Raw genomic sequence first — 18,079 nt, 5'->3', positions numbered from 1 at the left:
CCTTCGGCGGACCGGCTCGAAATCAGGTGGCGCCGCGCGCCGGCGCGTCAGCGATCGAAGGTCGGGCTGAGGGTGCCGTCGACCCTGCGGGTGAGATGCCAGGGATTGTCCGGGCGCAGGGGCTGCGGCAGCAGCGCCTCGGGAAGGTCCTGGTAGCAGACCGGGCGCAGGAACCGCTCGATCGCCAGGGTGCCGACCGAGGTGCTGCGCCCGTCCGAGGTCGCCGGGAACGGGCCGCCATGGACCATCGCGGGCGCGACCTCCACGCCGGTGGGCCAGCCATTGGCGAGGATGCGGCCGGCCTTGCGGGCCAGGGCCGGGACCAGGCCGGCGGCGATGTGCTCGTCGGCGCGGTCGAGATGCAGGGTCGCGGTGAGCTGGCCCGGGAGCGCGGCGATGATGCGGTTGACCTCATCGAGGTCCGCGGCCGCCACCAGGATCGCCGCGGGGCCGAACATCTCGTCGGCGAGGCCGGGATCCGCCAGGAACCGCGCCCCGTCCGTGCGCAGCAGGGTGGCGGGGGCGCCACCGGGACCAGCCTTCTCCCCGCGCGCCGCGACAGTCACCCCCGGGCGGCCCGCCATCTCGGCGACGCCCTGCTCGAAGCGGGCGCGGATGTCGGCGGTCAGCATCGCGTGCGGCGCGCTCTCGCGGATCGCCGCTGCAGCGGCCTCAGCGAAGGCTTCGAGGTCGGAACCGGCGATCCCGATCAGCAGGCCCGGATTGGTGCAGAACTGCCCGGCCCCCAGCGTCAGGGACTGGCCGAAGCCGGCGGCCAGGGCCGCGCCCCGCGCCCGCAGGGCGCCGGGCAGCAGCAAGACCGGATTGACCGCGCTCATCTCGGCATAGACCGGGATCGGCTCGGGGCGGGCCGCCGCCACCCGCATCAGCGCGAGTCCGCCGCCACGCGAGCCGGTGAAGCCCACCGCCTTGATCCGCGAATCGGCGACCAGCGCCGTCCCGAGGGCGTTCGAGGGCCCCGGCAGGTAGGAGAACACGCCCGGATGCAGGCCGCTGGCGGCGACCGCCGCCCGCACCGCCCGGGCGACCAATTCGCCGGTGCCGGGATGGGCCGGGTGGCCCTTGACCACCACCGGGCAGCCGGCCGCGAGTGCGGAGGCGGTGTCGCCCCCGGCCACCGAGAAGGCGAGCGGGAAGTTGCTGGCGCCGAACACCACCACTGGGCCGAGCGCGACGTGGCGGCGGCGCAGGTCGGGGCGCGGCAGGGGCGTGCGCTTGGGCTGGGCCGGATCGATCGTGGCCTGGACCCAGTCGCCCGCCCGGACGACGCTCGCGAACAGGCGCAGCTGGCCGATGGTACGGGCGCGCTCGCCCTCCAGCCGGGCGCGCGGCAGCCCGGTCTCGGCCATGGCCCGCTCGATCAGGGGCTCGCCGAGATCGCCCACGGCCGTGGCTACGGATTCCAGGAACCCGGCCCGCACCTCGGGGGTCGATTCGGAAAAGCTCGGGAACGCCGCATCCGCCAGGGCGCAGGCCACCGCGACCTCCGCCGCGCCGGCAGCGGAGAAGGCTGGATCCAGCGCCGCGCCAGTTGCCGCCTCGACGGCCCGGAAGGTATCTGCCGCAGTCGCATCCTCGGCGCCGATCAGGATCGTGCCGCGAATCTCCGCATTCACACTCAGCTCTTTACTCATACAAATAACTTAGAGCAGTTGTGCAGTGGCTGCAAGCCTGGCGGCACTATGATGCTTGCGGGTGTCGCCGCTTGCGCTCCTACAACTTCCAGGTACGATCGCGGCGATCCTGCCCCGTCCTGGCGGCTCGGACTGGAGGTGTCGGGTGAGGGGGGATCCGGGGTTCGAGGACATCAAGCTGCCGCTGGCCTCGGGCTCGCGCCGGATCCACGGCTCGGTGGCGCGCGATCTCGGCATCGCGATCCTGGCGGGCCGCTACGCGCCGGGAGACGTTCTGCCCGGCGAGATCGAATTCTCGGAGCAGTTGAAGGTCTCGCGCACCGCCTATCGCGAGGCGGTGCGTATCCTCAGCGCCAAGGGGCTGGTCGAGAGCCGGCCCCGCACCGGTACCCGCGTGACCCAGCGCAGCCGCTGGAACCTGCTCGATCCCGACATCCTCGCCTGGGCCTTCGAGGCCGAGCCCAGCGAAACCTTTATCCGGGATCTGTTCGAGTTGCGGATGATCGTCGAGCCGGCGGCGGCGGCCCTGGCGGCCGAGCGGCGCTCGGGGCTCGACATCTCCCGGATGGGCCATGCCCTTGAGGAGATGGGCCGCTACGGCCTCGCCACCGAGATCGGGCGGGCCGCCGACCAGGCCTTCCACAACACGATCCTGGAGGCGGCGCGCAACGGGCCGCTGATGGCACTGTCGAGTTCCATAGCCGCGGCCGTGACTTGGACGACGATCTTCAAGCAGCGCCGCAGCGCCCTGCCCCGCGATCCGATGCCGGACCACCGGATCCTGTACGAGGCGATCGTGGCTGGCGACGTCGAGGCGGCGCGCGCGGCGATGACCGAACTGGTCCGCCTCGCGCTTGCCGACACCGAACTGTCGCTGAAGGCGTAAAAGAACCCCGCCGCCGTCACGGCGGCGGGGCTTCCGTTCAGTGGTTGTCGCGCGGCAGCCCGCTGGTCTGAGCAATGCGCTGGAAGCGCTCGGCGCCCTCCAGGATCGCCCCGGTGTGCATCTGCCCGACGCTCGCACGCTGGATCGCCTGCCATGGGGTCTGGGACGCCGGATAGGCGTAGCCCCCGGCCTCCTCCAGGGCCTTGCGCCGCCGCTCGATCTCGTCCGCGTCGAGCAGCATGTCGGCGGTGCCGCACTTCAGGTCGATCCGCACCCGGTCGCCGGTGCGCAGCAGCGCGAGGCCGCCGCCGACTGCCGCCTCGGGCGAGGCGTTGAGGATCGAGGGCGAGGCCGAGGTGCCGGACTGGCGCCCGTCGCCGAGGCACGGCAGCGCGTGCACCCCTGCGCGGATCAGGTAGGCGGGCGGACGCATGTTCACCACCTCGGCCGCGCCCGGGTAGCCGACCGGGCCGGCGCCGCGCATGATCAGGATGCTGTTGTCGTCGATCCCCAGCGCCGGGTCGTCGATACGGTGGTGGTAATCCTCCGGTCCGTCGAACACTACGGCCCGGCCCTCGAAGGCCTCCGGGTCCTCGGGGTTCGAGAGGTAGCGCTGCCGGAACTCCTCGCCGATCACGCTGGTCTTCATGATCGCCGCGTCGAAGAGGTTGCCGCGCAGCACCAGGAAGCCCGCGGCCTCCTTCAGCGGCCGGTCGATCGGGCGGATCACATCCTCGTCCTCGATCTCCGCGCCGCGGCAATTGTCGCCGATGGTGCGCCCGTTCACCGTCAGAGCGTTCTCGTGGAGCAGCCCGCGCCGCATCAGCTGCGCGGCCACCGCCGGGAGGCCGCCGGCGCGGTAATAATCCTCACCGAGATACTCGCCCGCCGGTTGCAGATTGACGAGCAGCGGCACGTCGAGGCCGTGGGTCTGCCAGTCGGCGATGTCGAGCTCGACCCCCGCGTGGCGGGCGAGCGCGGCCAGGTGGATCGGGGCGTTGGTCGAGCCGCCGATCGCCGAGTTGAGGACGATCGCGTTGAGGAACGCCTCCCGGGTCAGGATGTCGGTCGGCTTGAGGTCCTCCGCCACCATCTCGACGATGCGCTTGCCCGTGCGGTAGGCGACCTCCTGGCGGTCCCGGTAGGGCGCCGGGATCGCCGCGGAGCCCGGCAGCATCATGCCGAGCGCCTCGCCGAGCGCGTTCATCGTCGTCGCCGTGCCCATCGTGTTGCAGTAGCCGGTGGAGGGGGCCGACGAGGTCACCAGCTTGATGAAGCCGTCGTTGTCGATCTCCCCCGCGGCCAGCATCTGGCGCGCCCGCCACACAATGGTGCCGGAGCCGGTGCGCTGGCCCTTGTACCAGCCGTTGAGCATCGGACCGACCGACAGGGCGATGGCCGGGATGTTCACGGTGGCGGCCGCCATCAGGCAGGCCGGGGTGGTCTTGTCGCAGCCTGTGGTCAGCACCACCCCGTCGAGGGGGTAGCCGTACAGGAGCTCGACGAGGCCGAGATAGGCGAGGTTGCGGTCGAGGCCGGCGGTGGGCCGCTTGCCAGTCTCCTGGATCGGATGGACCGGGAATTCGAGGGCGATGCCGCCGGCCTCGCGGATGCCCTCGCGCACGCGCTCCGCCAGGACGAGGTGATGCCGGTTACACGGCGACAGGTCGGAGCCGGTCTGGGCGATGCCGATGATCGGCTTGCCCGAGCGCAGCTCCTCCAGGCTCAACCCGAAATTCAGGTAGCGCTCCAGGTAGAGCGCCGTCATGTCGATGTTGTCGGGGTTGTCGAACCAGGCGCGGGAGCGCAGGGGGCGGTTGGTCGGGCGATCGGTCATGGCTGGGTCCGGGGTGCGGAGCTGGCGGAGAAGCGGTAGGTGATCACGTTCCGGTAAGTGGCGCCGGGGTCGAGCCGGGCCGAGCCGAAGGCCGGCTGGTTCGGCGTGTCGGGGAACAGTTCGGGCTCGATCGCGAGGGCGTCCGACTGCCGGTAAACGAGGCCGGATTTGCCCACCACGGTCGCGTCGATGAAGTTACCGGTGTAGAATTGCACACCTGGCTGGTTGCTGGCGACCTCCAGGACCCGGCCCGAGTGAGGATCCTCGACCTTCGCCACGAGATGCAGCTCGGCCGTGGGCGCGTCGGTCACGACCCAGTTGTGATCGTAGCCGCGCCCGCGCACGATCTGGATGTCCCGCCCGTCGCGGATGCGCGAGCCGATCACCGTCGGCTTGCGGAAGTCGAACGGCGTTCCCGCCACCGGGACATGCGCGCCCGTGGGGATCTGCGTGGCGTCGACCGGGGTGTAGCGCTCGGCCGGGATGGTCAGAATCTGGTCGAGGACCGAGCGGCCCGAGCCCTCGCCGGCGAGGTTGAAGAAGCTGTGATTGGTCAGGTTGACGACGGTCGGCTTGTCGGTGGTGGCCTGGTAGTTGATGGTCAGCGTATTGGTGGCGTCCAGCGCGTAGGTCGCGGTCACCGTGAGCGTACCGGGAAAGCCTTCCTCGCCGTCCGGGCTGACGTAGCGCAGGGTGACCGACGGCGTGGCGCCGCCCTTCACCTCGGTGATGGTCCAGAGCCGCTTGTCGAAGCCGGCGGTGCCGCCGTGCAGCGTGTTGGGGCCGTCATTGGTGGCCAGCGTATAGGTCCGGCCGTCGAGGGTGAAACGCCCGCCGCGGATCCGGTTGGCGTAGCGCCCGACGGTCACCCCGAACCGTTTCGGCTTGTCGAGATACGTCGCGAGATCGGTGTAGCCGAGGACGATGTCGGCGGGCTTGCCGGCGCGGTCGGGCACTTCGAGGCTCCGCAGCAGGGCGCCCCAGGCGATCACCCGGGCGGTGACGCCCTTGCCGTTGGTGAGCATCACCTCCTCGACCGTGCGGCCGTCCGGCAGAGTACCGAACACGGTCCGGACCGGCTCGGCCGCCTGTGCGACCATCGGGATCGTCGCACAGCCGCACAGCACCAACCACTTCAACAGACGCATCCAGGTTCCTTCTGCCGTCGCCGGCTTGGCCTGCCGATTGCGCGCAGGCCATTCTATCTACTCATACACATCAGGTCTCGGCGCCCGGGGCGGTCGAAGTGTCCCGGGGCCGATACTGAAATCAGGCGCGCTTTCGGAGGAGCGCGGTCATGGCGGTCCTGTCGGGCGATCGATCATTCGTGGCCTCGATGCGCCGCGCCGGTGGAGAAGCGGTAGGTGATGACGTTCCGGTAGGTCGCACCGGGATCGAGCCGGGCCGAGCCGAAGGCCGGCTGGTTCGGCGTGTCGGGAAACAGCTCGGGCTCCAGCGCCAGGGCGTCCGATTGCCGGTAAGCGAGGCCGGATTTGCCCACCGCGGTCGCGTCGAGGAAGTTGCCCGCGTAGAACTGCACGCCCGGCTGGTTGCTGGCGACCTCCAGGACCCGGCCGGATTCGGGATCCTCGACCCGGGCCACGAGATGCGGCTCGGCCGTCGGGGCGTCGGTCACGACCCAGTTGTGGTCGTAGCCACGCCCGCGCACGATCTGGATGTCCCGCCCGTCGCGGATACGGTCGCCGATCACCGTCGGCTTGCGGAAATCGAACGGCGTGCCGGCAACCGGAACGTGCTCGCCGGTCGGGATCAGGGTCGCGTCGACCGGGGTGTAGCGTTCGGCCGGGATGGTCAGGACGTTGCCCAGGATCGACCGCCCCGAACCCTCGCCGGCGAGGTTGAAGAAGCTGTGATTGGTCAGGTTGACGATCGTCGGCCTGTTGGTGGTGGCTTGGTACGTGACCGTGAGGGTGTTGGTGTCGTCCAGCGCATAGGTCGCGGTGACCGTGAGCGTGCCGGGATAGCCCTCCTCGCCGTCCGGGCTGACATGGCGCAGGGTGACCGACGGGGTGGCGCCGCCCTTGACCTCGGTGATGGTCCAGAGCCGCTTGTCGAAGCCGGCGGTGCCGCCGTGCAGGGCGTTGGGGCCGTCGTTGGTGGCGAGCGTGTAGGTCCGGCCGTCGAGGGTGAAGCGCCCGCCGCGGATCCGGTTGGCGTAGCGCCCGACGCTGACCCCGAAATAGTTGGGCTGGGCGAGGTAGCCGGCGAGATCGCGGTAGCCGAGGACGATGTCGGCGGGCTTGCCGGCGCGGTCGGGCACCTCGAGGCTCCGCAGCAGGGCGCCCCAGGCAATGACGCGGGCGGTGACGCCCTTGCCGTTGGTGAGCGTCACCTCCTCGACCGTGCGGCCGTCCGGCAAGGTGCCGAACACGGTCCGGACCGGCTCGGCCGCCTGGGCGACCACCGGGATCGCCGCACAGGCGCCCAGCGCAACCGCTCCCACTCCACGCATCCGATCCCCTGGCAAGATGCTCGCCCTCCCCTTGCCGATCGTGCGCCGGCCCTCCAAGGGTGCCGCGGTTGACGTCGGCACATCCGCTATATACTCATACAAATGAAATTCACAATAAGGGGCCCGTAAGGCGGCCCCGGCAAGAGGAAACGTTTGATGGCAGGACCGATCGCGAGCATCGGAGCGCCCGCGGCGGAGACGGCGACGCGGGACCAGGGCAGCTACCGCCCGGCCCTCTCGCTGCTCGCGAGCCTCTTCTTCATGTGGGGCTTCATCACGGTCATCAACAACACGCTGCTGCCTCATCTGCGGAGCGTGTTCGACCTCAGCTACACGCAGACCACGCTGATCGAGTCGGTGTGGTTCATCGCGTATTTCGTGGCCTCGATCCCGGCGGCGAAGCTGATCGCGCGCATCGGCTACCAGCGTGCCCTGGTGGTTGGCCTCGGCATCATGGCGCTGGGCACGCTGGGCATGGTCCTGGCCTCGCATCAGGTCTCGTACGCGATCACCCTCACCGCCCTGTTCGTGATCGCCAGCGGCATCACCCTGCTCCAGGTCGCCGCCAACCCCTACGTGGCGGTGGTCGGGCCGCCGGAGACCGCCCCGGCGCGCCTCAACCTCGTCCAGGCCTTCAACTCGTTCGGCACGACCCTGGCGCCTTTGTTCGGCGGCTACCTGATCCTCGGCCGCTCCGCCTCGGGCAACGTCGCCGCCGGCACCGCCCTGAGCCCGGCCGAGCGGCTGGCCGACGCGCAGTCGGTGCAGCTCCCCTACCTGATCGTGGCGGCGATCCTCGTCGTCCTTGCTGTCGTCATCGCCCGCTTCCCCCTCCCCGCCATCGGCGGCGGGGACGATGCCGCGAAGCGCACCGCCAAGACCGAGCGCGGAACGCTGTCGCTCTGGCGCCACCGCAACCTCGTATTCGGCGTGCCGGCGATCTTCATCTACCTGATCGCCGAGATCGGGGTCTCGAACCTGTTCATCAACTTCGTCTCGCAGCCGGAGATCGGCAACCTCACGCACACCGAGGCCTCGCATTACCTGTTCCTGCTCTGGGGTGGGATGATGGTCGGCCGCTTCGTCGGCAGCTACCTGATGCAGGGGCGCTCCGCCGAGACCATCCTGGCCGGTGCGGCCATCGCGGCCTTCGCGGTGATGCTGGTGGCGACCTTCGCGACGGGGCCGCTCGCGATGTGGGCGCTGATCTCCGTGGGGCTGTTCCACGCCGTCATGTTCCCGACGATCTTCACCCTGGGCATCCGCGGCCTCGGGCCCCTGACCGAGGAGGGGGCGGGCCTGCTGATCATGGCGATCGCCGGGGGCTCCCTGGTGGTGGTGCAGGGCTGGGCCGCCGACCGGTTCGGCCTGCAGCACTCCTTCCTGATCACGGCCGCCTGCGAACTCTACGTCCTGTTCTTCGCGCTGTGGGGCAGCCGGCCGAGCCGGGGCGCGTCAGACCGCGCCTGATCGGCCCCGCCCGCGATGCTGCGTGAGGCGGCGGGCCGGGACCCGTCGCTGGACTGGAAGAAGGCGATCCATGGAAGCACAGTTCCGCATCGTCGCCCGTGCCGAGCGCGACCGGCTCGGCGAAGGCCCCGTCTGGGTGCCGGAGCGGGATCGGCTGTTCTGGGTCGATATCGAGGCGCCGGCCCTGCGCTGGCTCGACCTCGCCAGCGGCGCGACCGGCACGCGCCCGTTCCCGGAGCCGATCGGCTGGATCATCCCCCGCGCCCGGCGGCGTGACTTCATCATCGGCCTGAAGAGCGGCTTCGCGGTGTTCGACCTGGAGGCCGACAGCGTCACCCCGATCGGCAATCCGGAGCCGGATTATCCGGACAACCGCCTGAACGACGCCAAGGTCGACCATGCCGGCCGGATCTGGGCCGGGAGCATGCACCAGGCCGAGACCGCGATCTCGGGCGCCCTGCACCGGCTCGATCCCGACCTGACCTGGCGCCGGATGGACGGCGCTTACGGCGTCGCCAACGGCCCGACCTTCAGCCGCGATGGCCGGATCCTCTATCACAGCGACAGCGCCGCCCGGACCGTCTTCGCCTTCGACCTCGCCGCCGACGGCACCTTGACGGGCAAGCGCGAGTTCCTGCGCTTCCCCGAGGCCTGGGGCTGGCCCGACGGGATGACCACGGATGCCGATGGCTGCCTGTGGATCGGCCATTGGGGCGCGGGCCGGCTCAGCCGGGTGGATCCGGAGGGGCGCCTCCTGCGGGCCATCCCGCTGCCGGCCACCAACATCACGAGCTGCGCCTTCGCGGGCCCAGGGCTCGACCGGCTGTTCGTCACGTCGGCGTCGCGGGGCGCCGAGCACGAGCCCTCCGCGGGGGCGTTGTTCGAGCTCGATGTCGGCGTGAGCGGCCTGCCGCCCCGCGCCTTCGGCGGCTGATCGCCTCGATCCTTCCGGTCAGGCGCGCGCCGCCGAAGTGGATACCGGTTCGGCGTCAGCGAGCGCGTTCAATCAAGGACTTGGAGCCGTTCCCGATTGCAACGCGATCGGGAACGGCTCCAGGCCGAGGCATCGCTGAAACGTGTGGAGGCTTTCCCCCGGATGAGGGATGCGGCCGTCGGGTGCGGCGTCTAAGATCCGGCATTCTCCGAGACGAGATCACCTTCAAACCCGCCCGGCCCGTGCCGCGGCGGGTTCTTTGATCGGGGCACCCTCACGGCTGGATCGGCAGGCGGCCGACCACCGACCCGGCGGCATCCCGGACCACCAGGGTCCACGAGGCGCCGGACGCGCCCCTGCCGACAGAACCCGCCATCTCTTCGATCACGCTGTGCGCTTCGGCCAGGGCCTCCTCCAGGCTCTCGGCCTCGACGCCCACATCGTCCCGGATCCGCTCCCGGTCGTTCTCGACATCGAAGTAAAAGCGCTCGGGCACCGACTTCCCCCTGCTGGAACCCGCTGGCGGGCGCTCGGACCATGCTACGTAGTCTGGTGCGCGGCTGCGACCAACGCCGACTGCGATAAACCTTAATGTAGCTAAAACGTGAATTGGTCGGCGCTACGACAATAACGCCGAGATTTGATCGCGGCGATCTAATATAGATCTTGGCCATAGCCCGCCCGCCCACACCCAGTGGCCCGAAGAGGTGGTGCTTCCGACCCCGGGGCTTTGACATGTCGACCTCCGAAGAGCCGCCTGCTGCGAAGAGCACGGGCACCGGTTCAAACAGAAAAGAGATGGTGCGGGCGCATATCCGGAGCGTTCTCTCGAAGATCGGTACGCCATCAATACCCAAGGATCAGACGCGCTGAGGGCGGCTTGGCAATACGCCCTTGGGTGATGGGAGGCGCGCGGGCTTCCGCGCACGACCGCCTTTTTGCGTAGCAACGCCGTACGAAATAGCGGGTTTCTGAAACTTCCAGCGTCGTCGCGCCGTAGATCGACCCATGTCGGACGAGACCCACCTTCGCGCGCGTATCCGCGCGGTGCTGCTTAAACTGTTGCGGACCTTGACGGACCGGACGGAGCCGCGCGGCCCGGCGCCGCTCTAGGCTCGTGTGCCGCCACCCCGCCCCTTGGGGCTGCGGGATCGCCATGCCGGCACCGATCAGCCCGGGGCGTTAACCTTTCGTCAACCATGGGCCGACACAGTTCCGGACGGAGGGCTGAGCCATGGTTCGACGCCGGGATTTCGATGCGCTGAGCGAGGCGCAGATCGCCGCGAGGCGCACGCGGAAGCGCTGGGTCGAGCCCAAGGCGCAGTTCCGACCCGCCGCGCCGCAGGCGGTCACCGAGCTGCTCGACACGATCCAGCACGTCGCGGAGGCGGCTACCGGCGAGCGCAGCTTCCTGCATCTGCGCCCCGTCGCGGGCGGAGCGCGCAGCCACGAGCATTAAGGCAAGCCGCAGCGTTTCGAGGCCGAGCCCGTCTGCGGGCTGGCGAGCGTCCGCCGGTTCTGCAACAAGGCCGGGATGAGCCGGCGTACAGCCTTCGATCTCGCCTTTGCCCCGGCGCCGGCCGTGTCCGGCCGATGCCGCGCGATCCGCAGGCCGTGAGACCGGCGATCGCTGCCGGAGCCTTGCCGTTCCGCACCAGCCTGTCGATGATCGCCGGCCTGGCCGAGCCGCTGGCGGGACATGGCCGGATCCACGCGGCGTCGGCTTGCGGCAGGACGGTCAAGCTCTATCTGTCGCGGCACCTCGGTGTCGGAGCGCCTGAGAGGGCGGCGGCCGGCCTGACCGAACGGCACCGGGGCGAGCGCGGTCATACCGTGCGCGTGGTAGAGGATGAGCCGGCGTTGCGCGACCTGATCGTGGAGGTTCCGGGCGACCTCGGATTCGCCGCGCTCCAGGCCGCTCATGCCGGCGAGGGCCGCGACTGACGAGCCATGTCGCTGACCACGCGTATCCTGCTGCTGGTGCTGCTGGCGCTCACCCCAGCGCTGGTGATCCAGGGCTACAATGAGGTCGCCCTGCGGACGAGCCGCGACGCGGCGGTGCGCGCCGACGCCCTCGCCACAGTCCGGGGCGCCGCGGAGGATTTCGCCCAGCTGTCGGACCGGATGCGGCAGGCCCTCGACCTCATCTCCGGGGATCCGTCCGTGCGGGCGCGCGAGCCCGCCGCCTGTGAAGCGTATCTAAAGCGATCCGCCGCCCGGCTCCCGCACGTGATCCTGATCGCGCTCACGGATCCCGACGGCAGCGTGATCTGCGACAGCGCCGGTTCCGCGGCGGGGGCCTATTCGAGCGGGGCGCGGGCCTATCACCGCCGCGCCCTCGAGGCGGACGGCTTCGCGGTCGGCGGCTACGCGCAGGGCATCGTTTCGAAACGGCCGTCGATCCACTTCGCCCGGGTGGTGTCCGCGGCCGACGAGGCGGTCGCCGCGGCGACAGGCATTCGAGCGACCGGCGTCCCGGCCACAGGCGTCCTCTTGGCCGCCGTCGATCTCGACTGGCTGTCTGACCACCTGGAGCAGACGCTGCACCAGGCGGAGACGGCCATCACGGTGACGGATAACGACGGCCTCATCATCGCGCAGCGCCCGAACGGGGCGGACTGGATCGGCAAACGGATTCCGCCGGAACGCGCCGCGATGCTGACGGCCGGGGACGGCGACGTGCGCATCGCCGAGGGCCTCGACGGCCGCACCCGGATCATCGCCACCGCTAGGCCGGGGGGACCGCTCGCGGGGGTGCGCCTGATGGTCGGACGCGACAGCGCGGCGGCCTTCGCGGATATCGACGCCGCCACGCGCCGCGGGCTGGTGCTGATCGCCCTGGGCGCGGTGCTGGCGCTGGCGGCGGCGCTCCTGGCCGGACGGATGTTCATCCGCCGCCCGATCGATCGCCTGCTCCGGATCGCGGCCGCCTGGCAGGCCGGCGACCTCACCGCCCGCACGGGCGTGCGCGGCACCACGGAGTTCGGCCGACTCGGCGGCAAGCTCGACGCCATGGCCGGCACGCTTCAGCGCAACGCCGACGAGCTGCACGCCGAGATCCGCCGCGGGCGCGCCCTCCAGGAGCAGCAGGTGACGATGCTGCACGAGTTGAACCATCGGGTGAAGAACACGCTGGCCACCGTGCAGGCGCTGGCCCGCCAGTCCCGCGGGTCCGAGGGGGTCCTGGAGGCGCGGATCCTGGCTTTGTCCAAGACCCACGACCTCCTGACCCGCGAGGATTGGAGCGGGGCCTCCTTGCGCGAGGTGCTGGAGAGCGAGCTGAGCCCCTATCGCACGGGCGGCGACCAGATCGGCCTCGACGGTCCCGACGTCTCGCTGTCCCCCCGGCACGTGCTGGCTCTGGGCATGACGATCCACGAGCTGACCACGAACGCGGCCAAGTACGGCGCGCTCTCGGTCTCCGGGGGACGCGTCCGGGTCTCGTGGTCCCTCGCCGCGATGGAAGGCGGGACGCTGCGCCTGCGCCTAACCTGGCAGGAGAGCGGCGGCCCGCCGGTGCAGCCGCCGGCCCGGGCCGGCTTCGGGACACGCCTGATCTCGGGTGGGGTGCGGCGCGAACTCGACGGCCTCGTCGACCTCGCCTTCGAGGCCGAGGGCCTCCGCTGCCACCTCGATGTGCCGCTCGATCCGGGACTCAGCGCGATCCTGGCGCCGACGCAGTAAATCGCAAAGCCCTGGGTTTCCAAAGGGCTTGGAGCCCTTTGGTCAGGTTTGGGACAAAGTCCCGAGGCTCGCAGGGCTCTGCCCTGCACCCGCAAAAGTTCGAAGACCTTTTGAAACCCCGATCGTTTGTCCGTATGCGGTCGCGCGCGACTCTAGGCCCGCGTCCGCGCCACCTCGCGGGCATCCTGCTTCACCTGCCGCCACGTCCGCCACGGCTCCAGGTTCGAGAGCGCCATCCGGCGCAGGCCGAGCCAGCCGAGCACCAGCGCCACGGCCAGGAACGGCGCCGCGACGATCAGCGCCGCCGGCGCCTCGGAGCCGAACGGCACGGCGAGCAGCTTCACCACCGCGTCGAGCCCGAGGAAGAACGTGACGATCAGCAGCACGGGGATCGTGCCCACGATCGCGATCAGCGAGACGATGGCCCGGACGTTGCCGTCGATCTCGGTCCGCGCCAGCGTCAGCAGCGCCTCCATATGCGCCGCGCTCTCGCGCAGGGCCGCGACCAGCAGGGCCAGGGTGTTATCGGCGCGTTGACGCATGGTCGGGGTTCGTCCTCTTGGTCCGCCAGGGCCGGGGCCAACGGGGCGGCCCGCGGAAGCGTTCCGGCCCGGAGCCTCACAGCCGGGCATCACAGCAACAACAGCACGGCGCCGAGGATGAGCAGCGTCGCGAGCCCCGCCAGGGCGACGGCCCGGGTGACGTCCCGGCTTCCGTCCGGATCCCGCTCGGGCGGGGTGGCGGGCCGGATCGGCGCGGGCTCCGCCGGCACGGCCGGGGCTCCCGTCCCGCCCGCGGGCAAGACAGGCGGCGGCGTCCCGGAGAGCTGCTCCGGGAGCATCAGCGATCCGGAGATCGGCCGGTCCACGGGCGGCCCGAACGCCTCCGGCTCGACGCTGACCCCCGCGGCGTCGAGCTCCAGCATCACCAGCACCAGGGCGTCGACTTCCATGCGGTCGACCGGCAGCGCGGCCTGCAGGTCCTGCGCCGTGAGTTCACCGCGCGCCCGGCCGAGGGCGATCAGCCGGTCCAGCGTCCCGCGATCGATCGTCTGCGCCATCCGCGACCCCCGCCCCTGCCCGCCAATGTCAACAAGCCGCGCACCCCGCGCCGCGCCGAGAAGCTGCCCATGCCGCAGGATTACAATGAGGCAGGCAGCTACCAGTGCCGCGCCTTGAACGTGGCCGGCGTCGCCGCGCGTGGCGACGCCGGCCCGGGATCGGGTGCCTCAGGAGGCCCCCGCGCGGGTATCCGGCTCGGTCGAGCGCCTGGCTTGACGAACGACCTCTTCCGGCGTCGGCGGGTTGGCTGGGTGGTAGGAGAGGCAGAGCGGCGTGCGCAGCTTGGCCGGCCGTCCCGAGCCCTCGGTGGCGAAATAAAATTCCCCCGCCCCCAGTTTGCCGATATCGGCAGCAGTGCCCCCGTTCGCCGCGAGGATCTCCTGGGCGGCCGCGATGGTCGCGGGTGCGCTCTGCCGGCCGAAGAACTGCGTGGTGCAATTGGAGACGACCTGGTTGTGGATGCCGCGCGGCACCTGCGTCGCCACGATCATCCCGAGCCCATACTTGCGACCCTGCGCCACGAGCTTGATGCCGCTGCCGAGGCCCGGCGACGCCTTCTGGGCGGGCAGGAAGGTCTGCGCCTCGTCGACCACGTAGAGCATGCCGCGCGGGGACGGGTTCTTCTTGATCCAGCCGAACAGCGTCATCTGGAGCCGGTTCACGAAATCCTCCCGGGCCGCGTCCGAGGCAAGGCCCGACAGGTTGATGACCGAGATGCGCGTGCGCGCGGGGTCGCGCCCGAAGAACAGCTGCCGCGGGTCGAGCACCGCGCCGTCCACCTTCAGAAGCGGGTTCGTCGCGATCGCGGCATGAAGCTGGTCCGCCATGCCGAGCCCGAGCTTGGCGGCGTTGCCGATCGGGCTGATCCCGTCGGGCAGGTCCGCGAGCAGGGCGATGAAGTCGTTGAGCTTGCCCCCGCCCCGGTCCGCGAAATGATGGAGCGCGCCGGCCAGCACGCCGCGCAGGAGATTGGTCTTGGCGCCGGCCAGCGGGCCCAGGGTCTCGGCCGCCATCTCGATCGCCTGCTGGCGCTCGTCCCGATCCGCGCTGAGTTCCGCGAAGTCGGGCAGGACCGAGAGAAACAGCGGGTTGCCGGCATGCACGCCCGGCGTCCAGACCACGACCTCGACCCGCTCGGCGTAGAGCGCCGCCTTGCGGTCGTCCTCCGGGGAAAACCCTTTCGGTCGCGCCGGCCATGCGTCGCCGAGCCGCGAGAGATCGTTGTTGGGATCGATCACGATGGCCGGAATCCCCGCCAGGGCGGCCTCCTCCACGAGGCGGCGCAGGAGCACGGTCTTGCCGGAGCCCGAGCCCGCGATGATCGCGGTGTGGCGGGGCAGCAGGCGCAGGGGCAGGCTCACCTCGGGGGCGTCGGGCGTCATCCGGTGCCCGACCGGGATCGCGTCCGGCGCAGCCGACCCGGAGGCGGTCCCCTCGGCCCGGATCGCCCGGCCCGGCCCATCGGCATCCGCCCGCGCCGAAGCGGGTTTGCCGGCAGCGTCGGACCCCTCGGGGGCGGCCTTTTTCTGGGCGATCGGGAGAGCGATGTCCTCTCCGTCGCTCCTCGGGGCCGGGATCGTCCGGCCGGATGCGGGGGCCTCTGCGCTGGCCGCCGCGTGGGCGAGGCCCGCGTCCCGGAAGAAGGCCGTCTTCACCAGCGGCTGCTCGGCGCGGATCCAGCGCTCGAACCGGTCGGAGATGCCCTCCGCCTGCGCCCAGGCGTGCAGGTCGCGCAGGGCGACGAAGGTCCGCAGGTCCTCGTCCGAGGGATCGATCGACCGGCCGCCGGCCGCCGTGAACGCCGCGACGAGCTGCTTCGTCTTGGACCCGCCCGGCATGGGCCCGCGGCGGACCAGCAGCAATTCCCGGTCGGGGATCCGCGCCGAGATGCCCGAGGCTGTGAGCGCCGCCCGCAGGCGGGCCTGGAACGCGATGGCATTCTGGTGCTGGAGCGCCCGGTAGCAGACGTGCCGCTCGCGGTCGTTCTCGTCATGATGGATGAAGATCAGCCGTCCGTGGAGCGGCGGGATCCGCTGGTCGGGTTCGCCCCGGCTGGCGACGTCGAGCGTGTCGTCCGGGTCGTCCTCCAGGGTGTAGAGGTCGAAGACGTCGCGCAGCAACTGGCCGAGCCAGCGATCCTCGTCGCTGCGGATGCCCGAAATGTCGGCCGCCTTGCAGGCCTCGGCGAGGTCGAACTCGGTGGGTGACGCCACCGTCACCGGCGCATCCGGCGCCTTGCCGAGGCTGTCGCAGATCGTGACCGCGCCCTCCGCGAGGCAGCGGCGGCGGACGGCGTCGCAGCGCATCAGCAGGGTGCGCGGCATCATGTTGGCCGCTGCCGCCTCCGCGATGGCGCGCGCGCTGAACGGCCAGGTCGGCGACGGGGCCTCGAAACCGGTCTCCGCGTAGGCTGGGGCCAGCCGGCCGGCCACGAGGGCGGCGGCGGCAGCCTGCTCGTTCATGCCCAGCAGCACCGTCGGCTCCCCGAAGCGGCCCAGCATCGGCGCGAGGCTGCGCGCCGTGAGGCGCGCCCAGGATTCCTCGAGGCAGGTCACCACCGTCATGCTGCGGTCGCAGACGATGTTGACCTCGAGCAGGCCCGCGGCCAGCACCTCGGCGAGGCCGGCTTCCGCGTCGAGCCCATCCTCCGCGGCGAGCCGGCTGCTCTCGATGATCCCGTCGATCTGGTCGACCGCGATGAGCGTCGGACCGCTCAGGGCCATGATCCAGCTCATGCCCCGCACGAGCTCGACGGGGGCCGGCGGCGGCGTCTTGAAGCCCAGGGCGGCCCGCTCAACCGGGTCGGCGTCGTAGCCCTGCAGCCAGGCATGGGCGAGGCCGACCACGCCGAAATCCTGCGAGCGCAGCAGGCAGAGCGCGCGGAACACGTCGAGATGCTTGAGCGCCCGCGCCGCATCGACCCGCATCAGCGCCGTGACGAGGACATCGACGATCCGGCGGGCGTCGATATTCGGGGTGTTGAACGCGGCCTCGACCTGCGTCTCGACCCCGAAGCGGCGTGCCACGCCCGCCAGCACCGCATCCGATTGCCGCCGTCCGTCCGGCATCTTTTGCAGGAGGGCGGTCACGAAGCTCAGGGCCGCGCTGCGCCAGAAATCCGTCAGCCCGAGGACGTCCAGGGGCACGAACCACGCACCGGTGCGCCAGGCCTCGCGGCGGAGCTGCCCGACCAGATGGGTCTTGCCGACGCCGGCCGGCCCGACGAAGACGCGGCCGATGGCGCGGTCGGCCGGCTTGCGGGCTTTGGCGTGCAGGTCGGCGACGAGGCCGGGGACGAGGCGCTCGTTCGGGCTGCCGATGGGCGCGGTGTCGACCCAGATGCTGTCGAGCGTGCGCACCCAATCGAAATCGACCCGGCGCAGAGCGTCGAGGGCATCGGTCATGATTGGATCCAGAGGATGTGGAAGGGTTCGCCGGCCGGGCTGAACGCCGCCTCGCGCTCGGCGGATGTGAGCGACTTGGGATCGCTGAACTGGCTCAGCCGCGCCGTCTTGTCGCCGCGCAGGATCGCCGCGAGGCCCGCATCGACAGTCGCCCGGTCGAGGTCGCCGAGCTCGGCCCTCAGGGCGCTCAAGCGCACGGCCTTGGCCCTCTCCCCGCCGGTCAGCGCGAGATACGCGGTCTCGATTCGGGCGCGGAGCTGCTTGGGCCCGGGCTTCTTCGCTCCCGTGTTCGCTCCCTTGGCCGCCGGTTTGCTCGCGGGCGGGCGCGGCACGGCCGGTGCCGGCTCGTCGGGGGCGGTCCCGACGAGGTCGGCGAGGGCACGACCCGTCGCGGCGAGATCGGCCTGGATGCGCGCCAGCCAGTCCTGCAGCACACGGAAGGTCGGCGGCAGGGGCTCGCGCATATGCCCGCCCGCCCAGTTCCAGCCCTTGTCCGTGACGGTCAAGCGCAGCGAGCGCCCGTGCCGCACGGCTTCGAGGTAGCGGCCCTTGATGAGGGCTTCCCGGTCCGCCTTGTCGATGCGGGGCGTGATCGCGCTCTGCAGGGCGCTTCCGCACCGGCCGATCAGGCACCACAGAATCAGCGCCTGCTTCGGCGTTACCGACTCGCTCATC

Annotated in this window: 15 protein-coding genes; 6 read left to right on the top strand and 9 right to left on the bottom strand. The window is 70.9% G+C overall.

The window, feature by feature from the left end:
* Window positions 1-47: 47 nt before the first annotated feature.
* Complete coding sequence (locus tag MKL20_RS06155) at window positions 48-1,655, bottom strand: aldehyde dehydrogenase (NADP(+)) (RefSeq protein WP_244035934.1); 1,608 nt, start codon at window positions 1,653-1,655, stop codon at window positions 48-50.
* A 145-nt stretch (window positions 1,656-1,800) separates the two neighbouring features.
* Here MKL20_RS06155 and MKL20_RS06150 point away from each other — a divergent pair, with 145 nt between their 5' ends.
* Window positions 1,801-2,541 (top strand): FadR/GntR family transcriptional regulator, encoded by a 741-nt coding sequence (locus MKL20_RS06150; RefSeq protein WP_243970690.1) that lies wholly within the window; start codon window positions 1,801-1,803, stop codon window positions 2,539-2,541.
* Window positions 2,542-2,578: 37 nt separating this feature from the next.
* Here MKL20_RS06150 and MKL20_RS06145 read toward each other — a convergent pair whose 3' ends face one another.
* The 3 genes from MKL20_RS06145 to MKL20_RS06135 all read right to left on the bottom strand — a co-directional run bounded on the left by MKL20_RS06145 (window position 2,579) and on the right by MKL20_RS06135 (window position 6,851).
* Complete coding sequence (locus MKL20_RS06145; RefSeq protein ID WP_244035933.1) at window positions 2,579-4,378, bottom strand: IlvD/Edd family dehydratase; 1,800 nt, start codon at window positions 4,376-4,378, stop codon at window positions 2,579-2,581.
* The gene (locus MKL20_RS06140; RefSeq protein WP_244035932.1) at window positions 4,375-5,526 is read right to left on the bottom strand and encodes an aldose epimerase family protein; all 1,152 of its coding nucleotides are present in this window, start codon (window positions 5,524-5,526) and stop codon (window positions 4,375-4,377) included. Before MKL20_RS06140 ends, MKL20_RS06145 begins: the two co-directional genes overlap by 4 nt.
* Window positions 5,527-5,699: 173 nt before the next feature.
* The gene (locus tag MKL20_RS06135; protein WP_244035931.1) at window positions 5,700-6,851 is read right to left on the bottom strand and encodes an aldose epimerase family protein; all 1,152 of its coding nucleotides are present in this window, start codon (window positions 6,849-6,851) and stop codon (window positions 5,700-5,702) included.
* Window positions 6,852-7,007: 156 nt separating this feature from the next.
* On the opposite strand from MKL20_RS06135, the gene MKL20_RS06130 reads away from it, so the two are divergent.
* Complete coding sequence (locus MKL20_RS06130; protein WP_244035930.1) at window positions 7,008-8,321, top strand: sugar MFS transporter; 1,314 nt, start codon at window positions 7,008-7,010, stop codon at window positions 8,319-8,321.
* 70 nt (window positions 8,322-8,391) lie between these two features.
* The gene (locus MKL20_RS06125) at window positions 8,392-9,255 is read left to right on the top strand and encodes an SMP-30/gluconolactonase/LRE family protein (RefSeq protein ID WP_244035929.1); all 864 of its coding nucleotides are present in this window, start codon (window positions 8,392-8,394) and stop codon (window positions 9,253-9,255) included.
* Window positions 9,256-9,529: 274 nt separating this feature from the next.
* Here the strand turns inward: MKL20_RS06125 and MKL20_RS06120 are convergent, their stop codons facing one another.
* The gene (locus tag MKL20_RS06120) at window positions 9,530-9,751 is read right to left on the bottom strand and encodes a DUF6894 family protein (protein WP_243970701.1); all 222 of its coding nucleotides are present in this window, start codon (window positions 9,749-9,751) and stop codon (window positions 9,530-9,532) included.
* Between the two features lie 738 nt (window positions 9,752-10,489).
* Between MKL20_RS06120 and MKL20_RS06115 the strand changes: the two genes are divergently transcribed.
* The 3 genes from MKL20_RS06115 (at window position 10,490) to MKL20_RS06105 (ending at window position 12,939) form a co-directional block, all read left to right on the top strand.
* The gene (locus MKL20_RS06115) at window positions 10,490-10,714 is read left to right on the top strand and encodes a hypothetical protein (RefSeq protein WP_243970703.1); all 225 of its coding nucleotides are present in this window, start codon (window positions 10,490-10,492) and stop codon (window positions 10,712-10,714) included.
* Between the two features lie 155 nt (window positions 10,715-10,869).
* Entirely contained in the window at window positions 10,870-11,199 is a 330-nt protein-coding gene (locus MKL20_RS06110) for a hypothetical protein (RefSeq protein WP_244035928.1), read from the top strand.
* A 6-nt stretch (window positions 11,200-11,205) separates the two neighbouring features.
* The gene (locus tag MKL20_RS06105; RefSeq protein ID WP_244035927.1) at window positions 11,206-12,939 is read left to right on the top strand and encodes a sensor histidine kinase; all 1,734 of its coding nucleotides are present in this window, start codon (window positions 11,206-11,208) and stop codon (window positions 12,937-12,939) included.
* Between the two features lie 152 nt (window positions 12,940-13,091).
* On the opposite strand, the gene MKL20_RS06100 is transcribed toward MKL20_RS06105, so the two are convergent.
* The 4 genes from MKL20_RS06100 to MKL20_RS06085 form a co-directional block, all read right to left on the bottom strand.
* Window positions 13,092-13,481, bottom strand: a complete 390-nt coding sequence (locus MKL20_RS06100) for a phage holin family protein (protein ID WP_244035926.1) — start codon at window positions 13,479-13,481, stop codon at window positions 13,092-13,094.
* An 89-nt stretch (window positions 13,482-13,570) separates the two neighbouring features.
* Complete coding sequence (locus tag MKL20_RS06095; RefSeq protein WP_244035925.1) at window positions 13,571-13,999, bottom strand: RNA polymerase sigma factor region1.1 domain-containing protein; 429 nt, start codon at window positions 13,997-13,999, stop codon at window positions 13,571-13,573.
* Between the two features lie 168 nt (window positions 14,000-14,167).
* Window positions 14,168-17,404, bottom strand: a complete 3,237-nt coding sequence (locus MKL20_RS06090) for a helicase HerA domain-containing protein (protein ID WP_244035924.1) — start codon at window positions 17,402-17,404, stop codon at window positions 14,168-14,170.
* Window positions 17,401-18,078 (bottom strand): hypothetical protein, encoded by a 678-nt coding sequence (locus tag MKL20_RS06085; protein ID WP_244035923.1) that lies wholly within the window; start codon window positions 18,076-18,078, stop codon window positions 17,401-17,403. The genes MKL20_RS06090 and MKL20_RS06085 overlap by 4 nt, the downstream gene beginning before the upstream one ends.
* Between the last annotated feature and the right edge of the window lies 1 nt (window position 18,079).

It is taken from the genome of Methylobacterium sp. E-066, assembly GCF_022829635.1.
Taxonomy (GTDB): Bacteria; Pseudomonadota; Alphaproteobacteria; order Rhizobiales; family Beijerinckiaceae; genus Methylobacterium.
The sequence above is the reverse complement of the archived record's forward strand: the minus strand, read 5'-3'. Positions and strand labels throughout refer to the sequence as shown.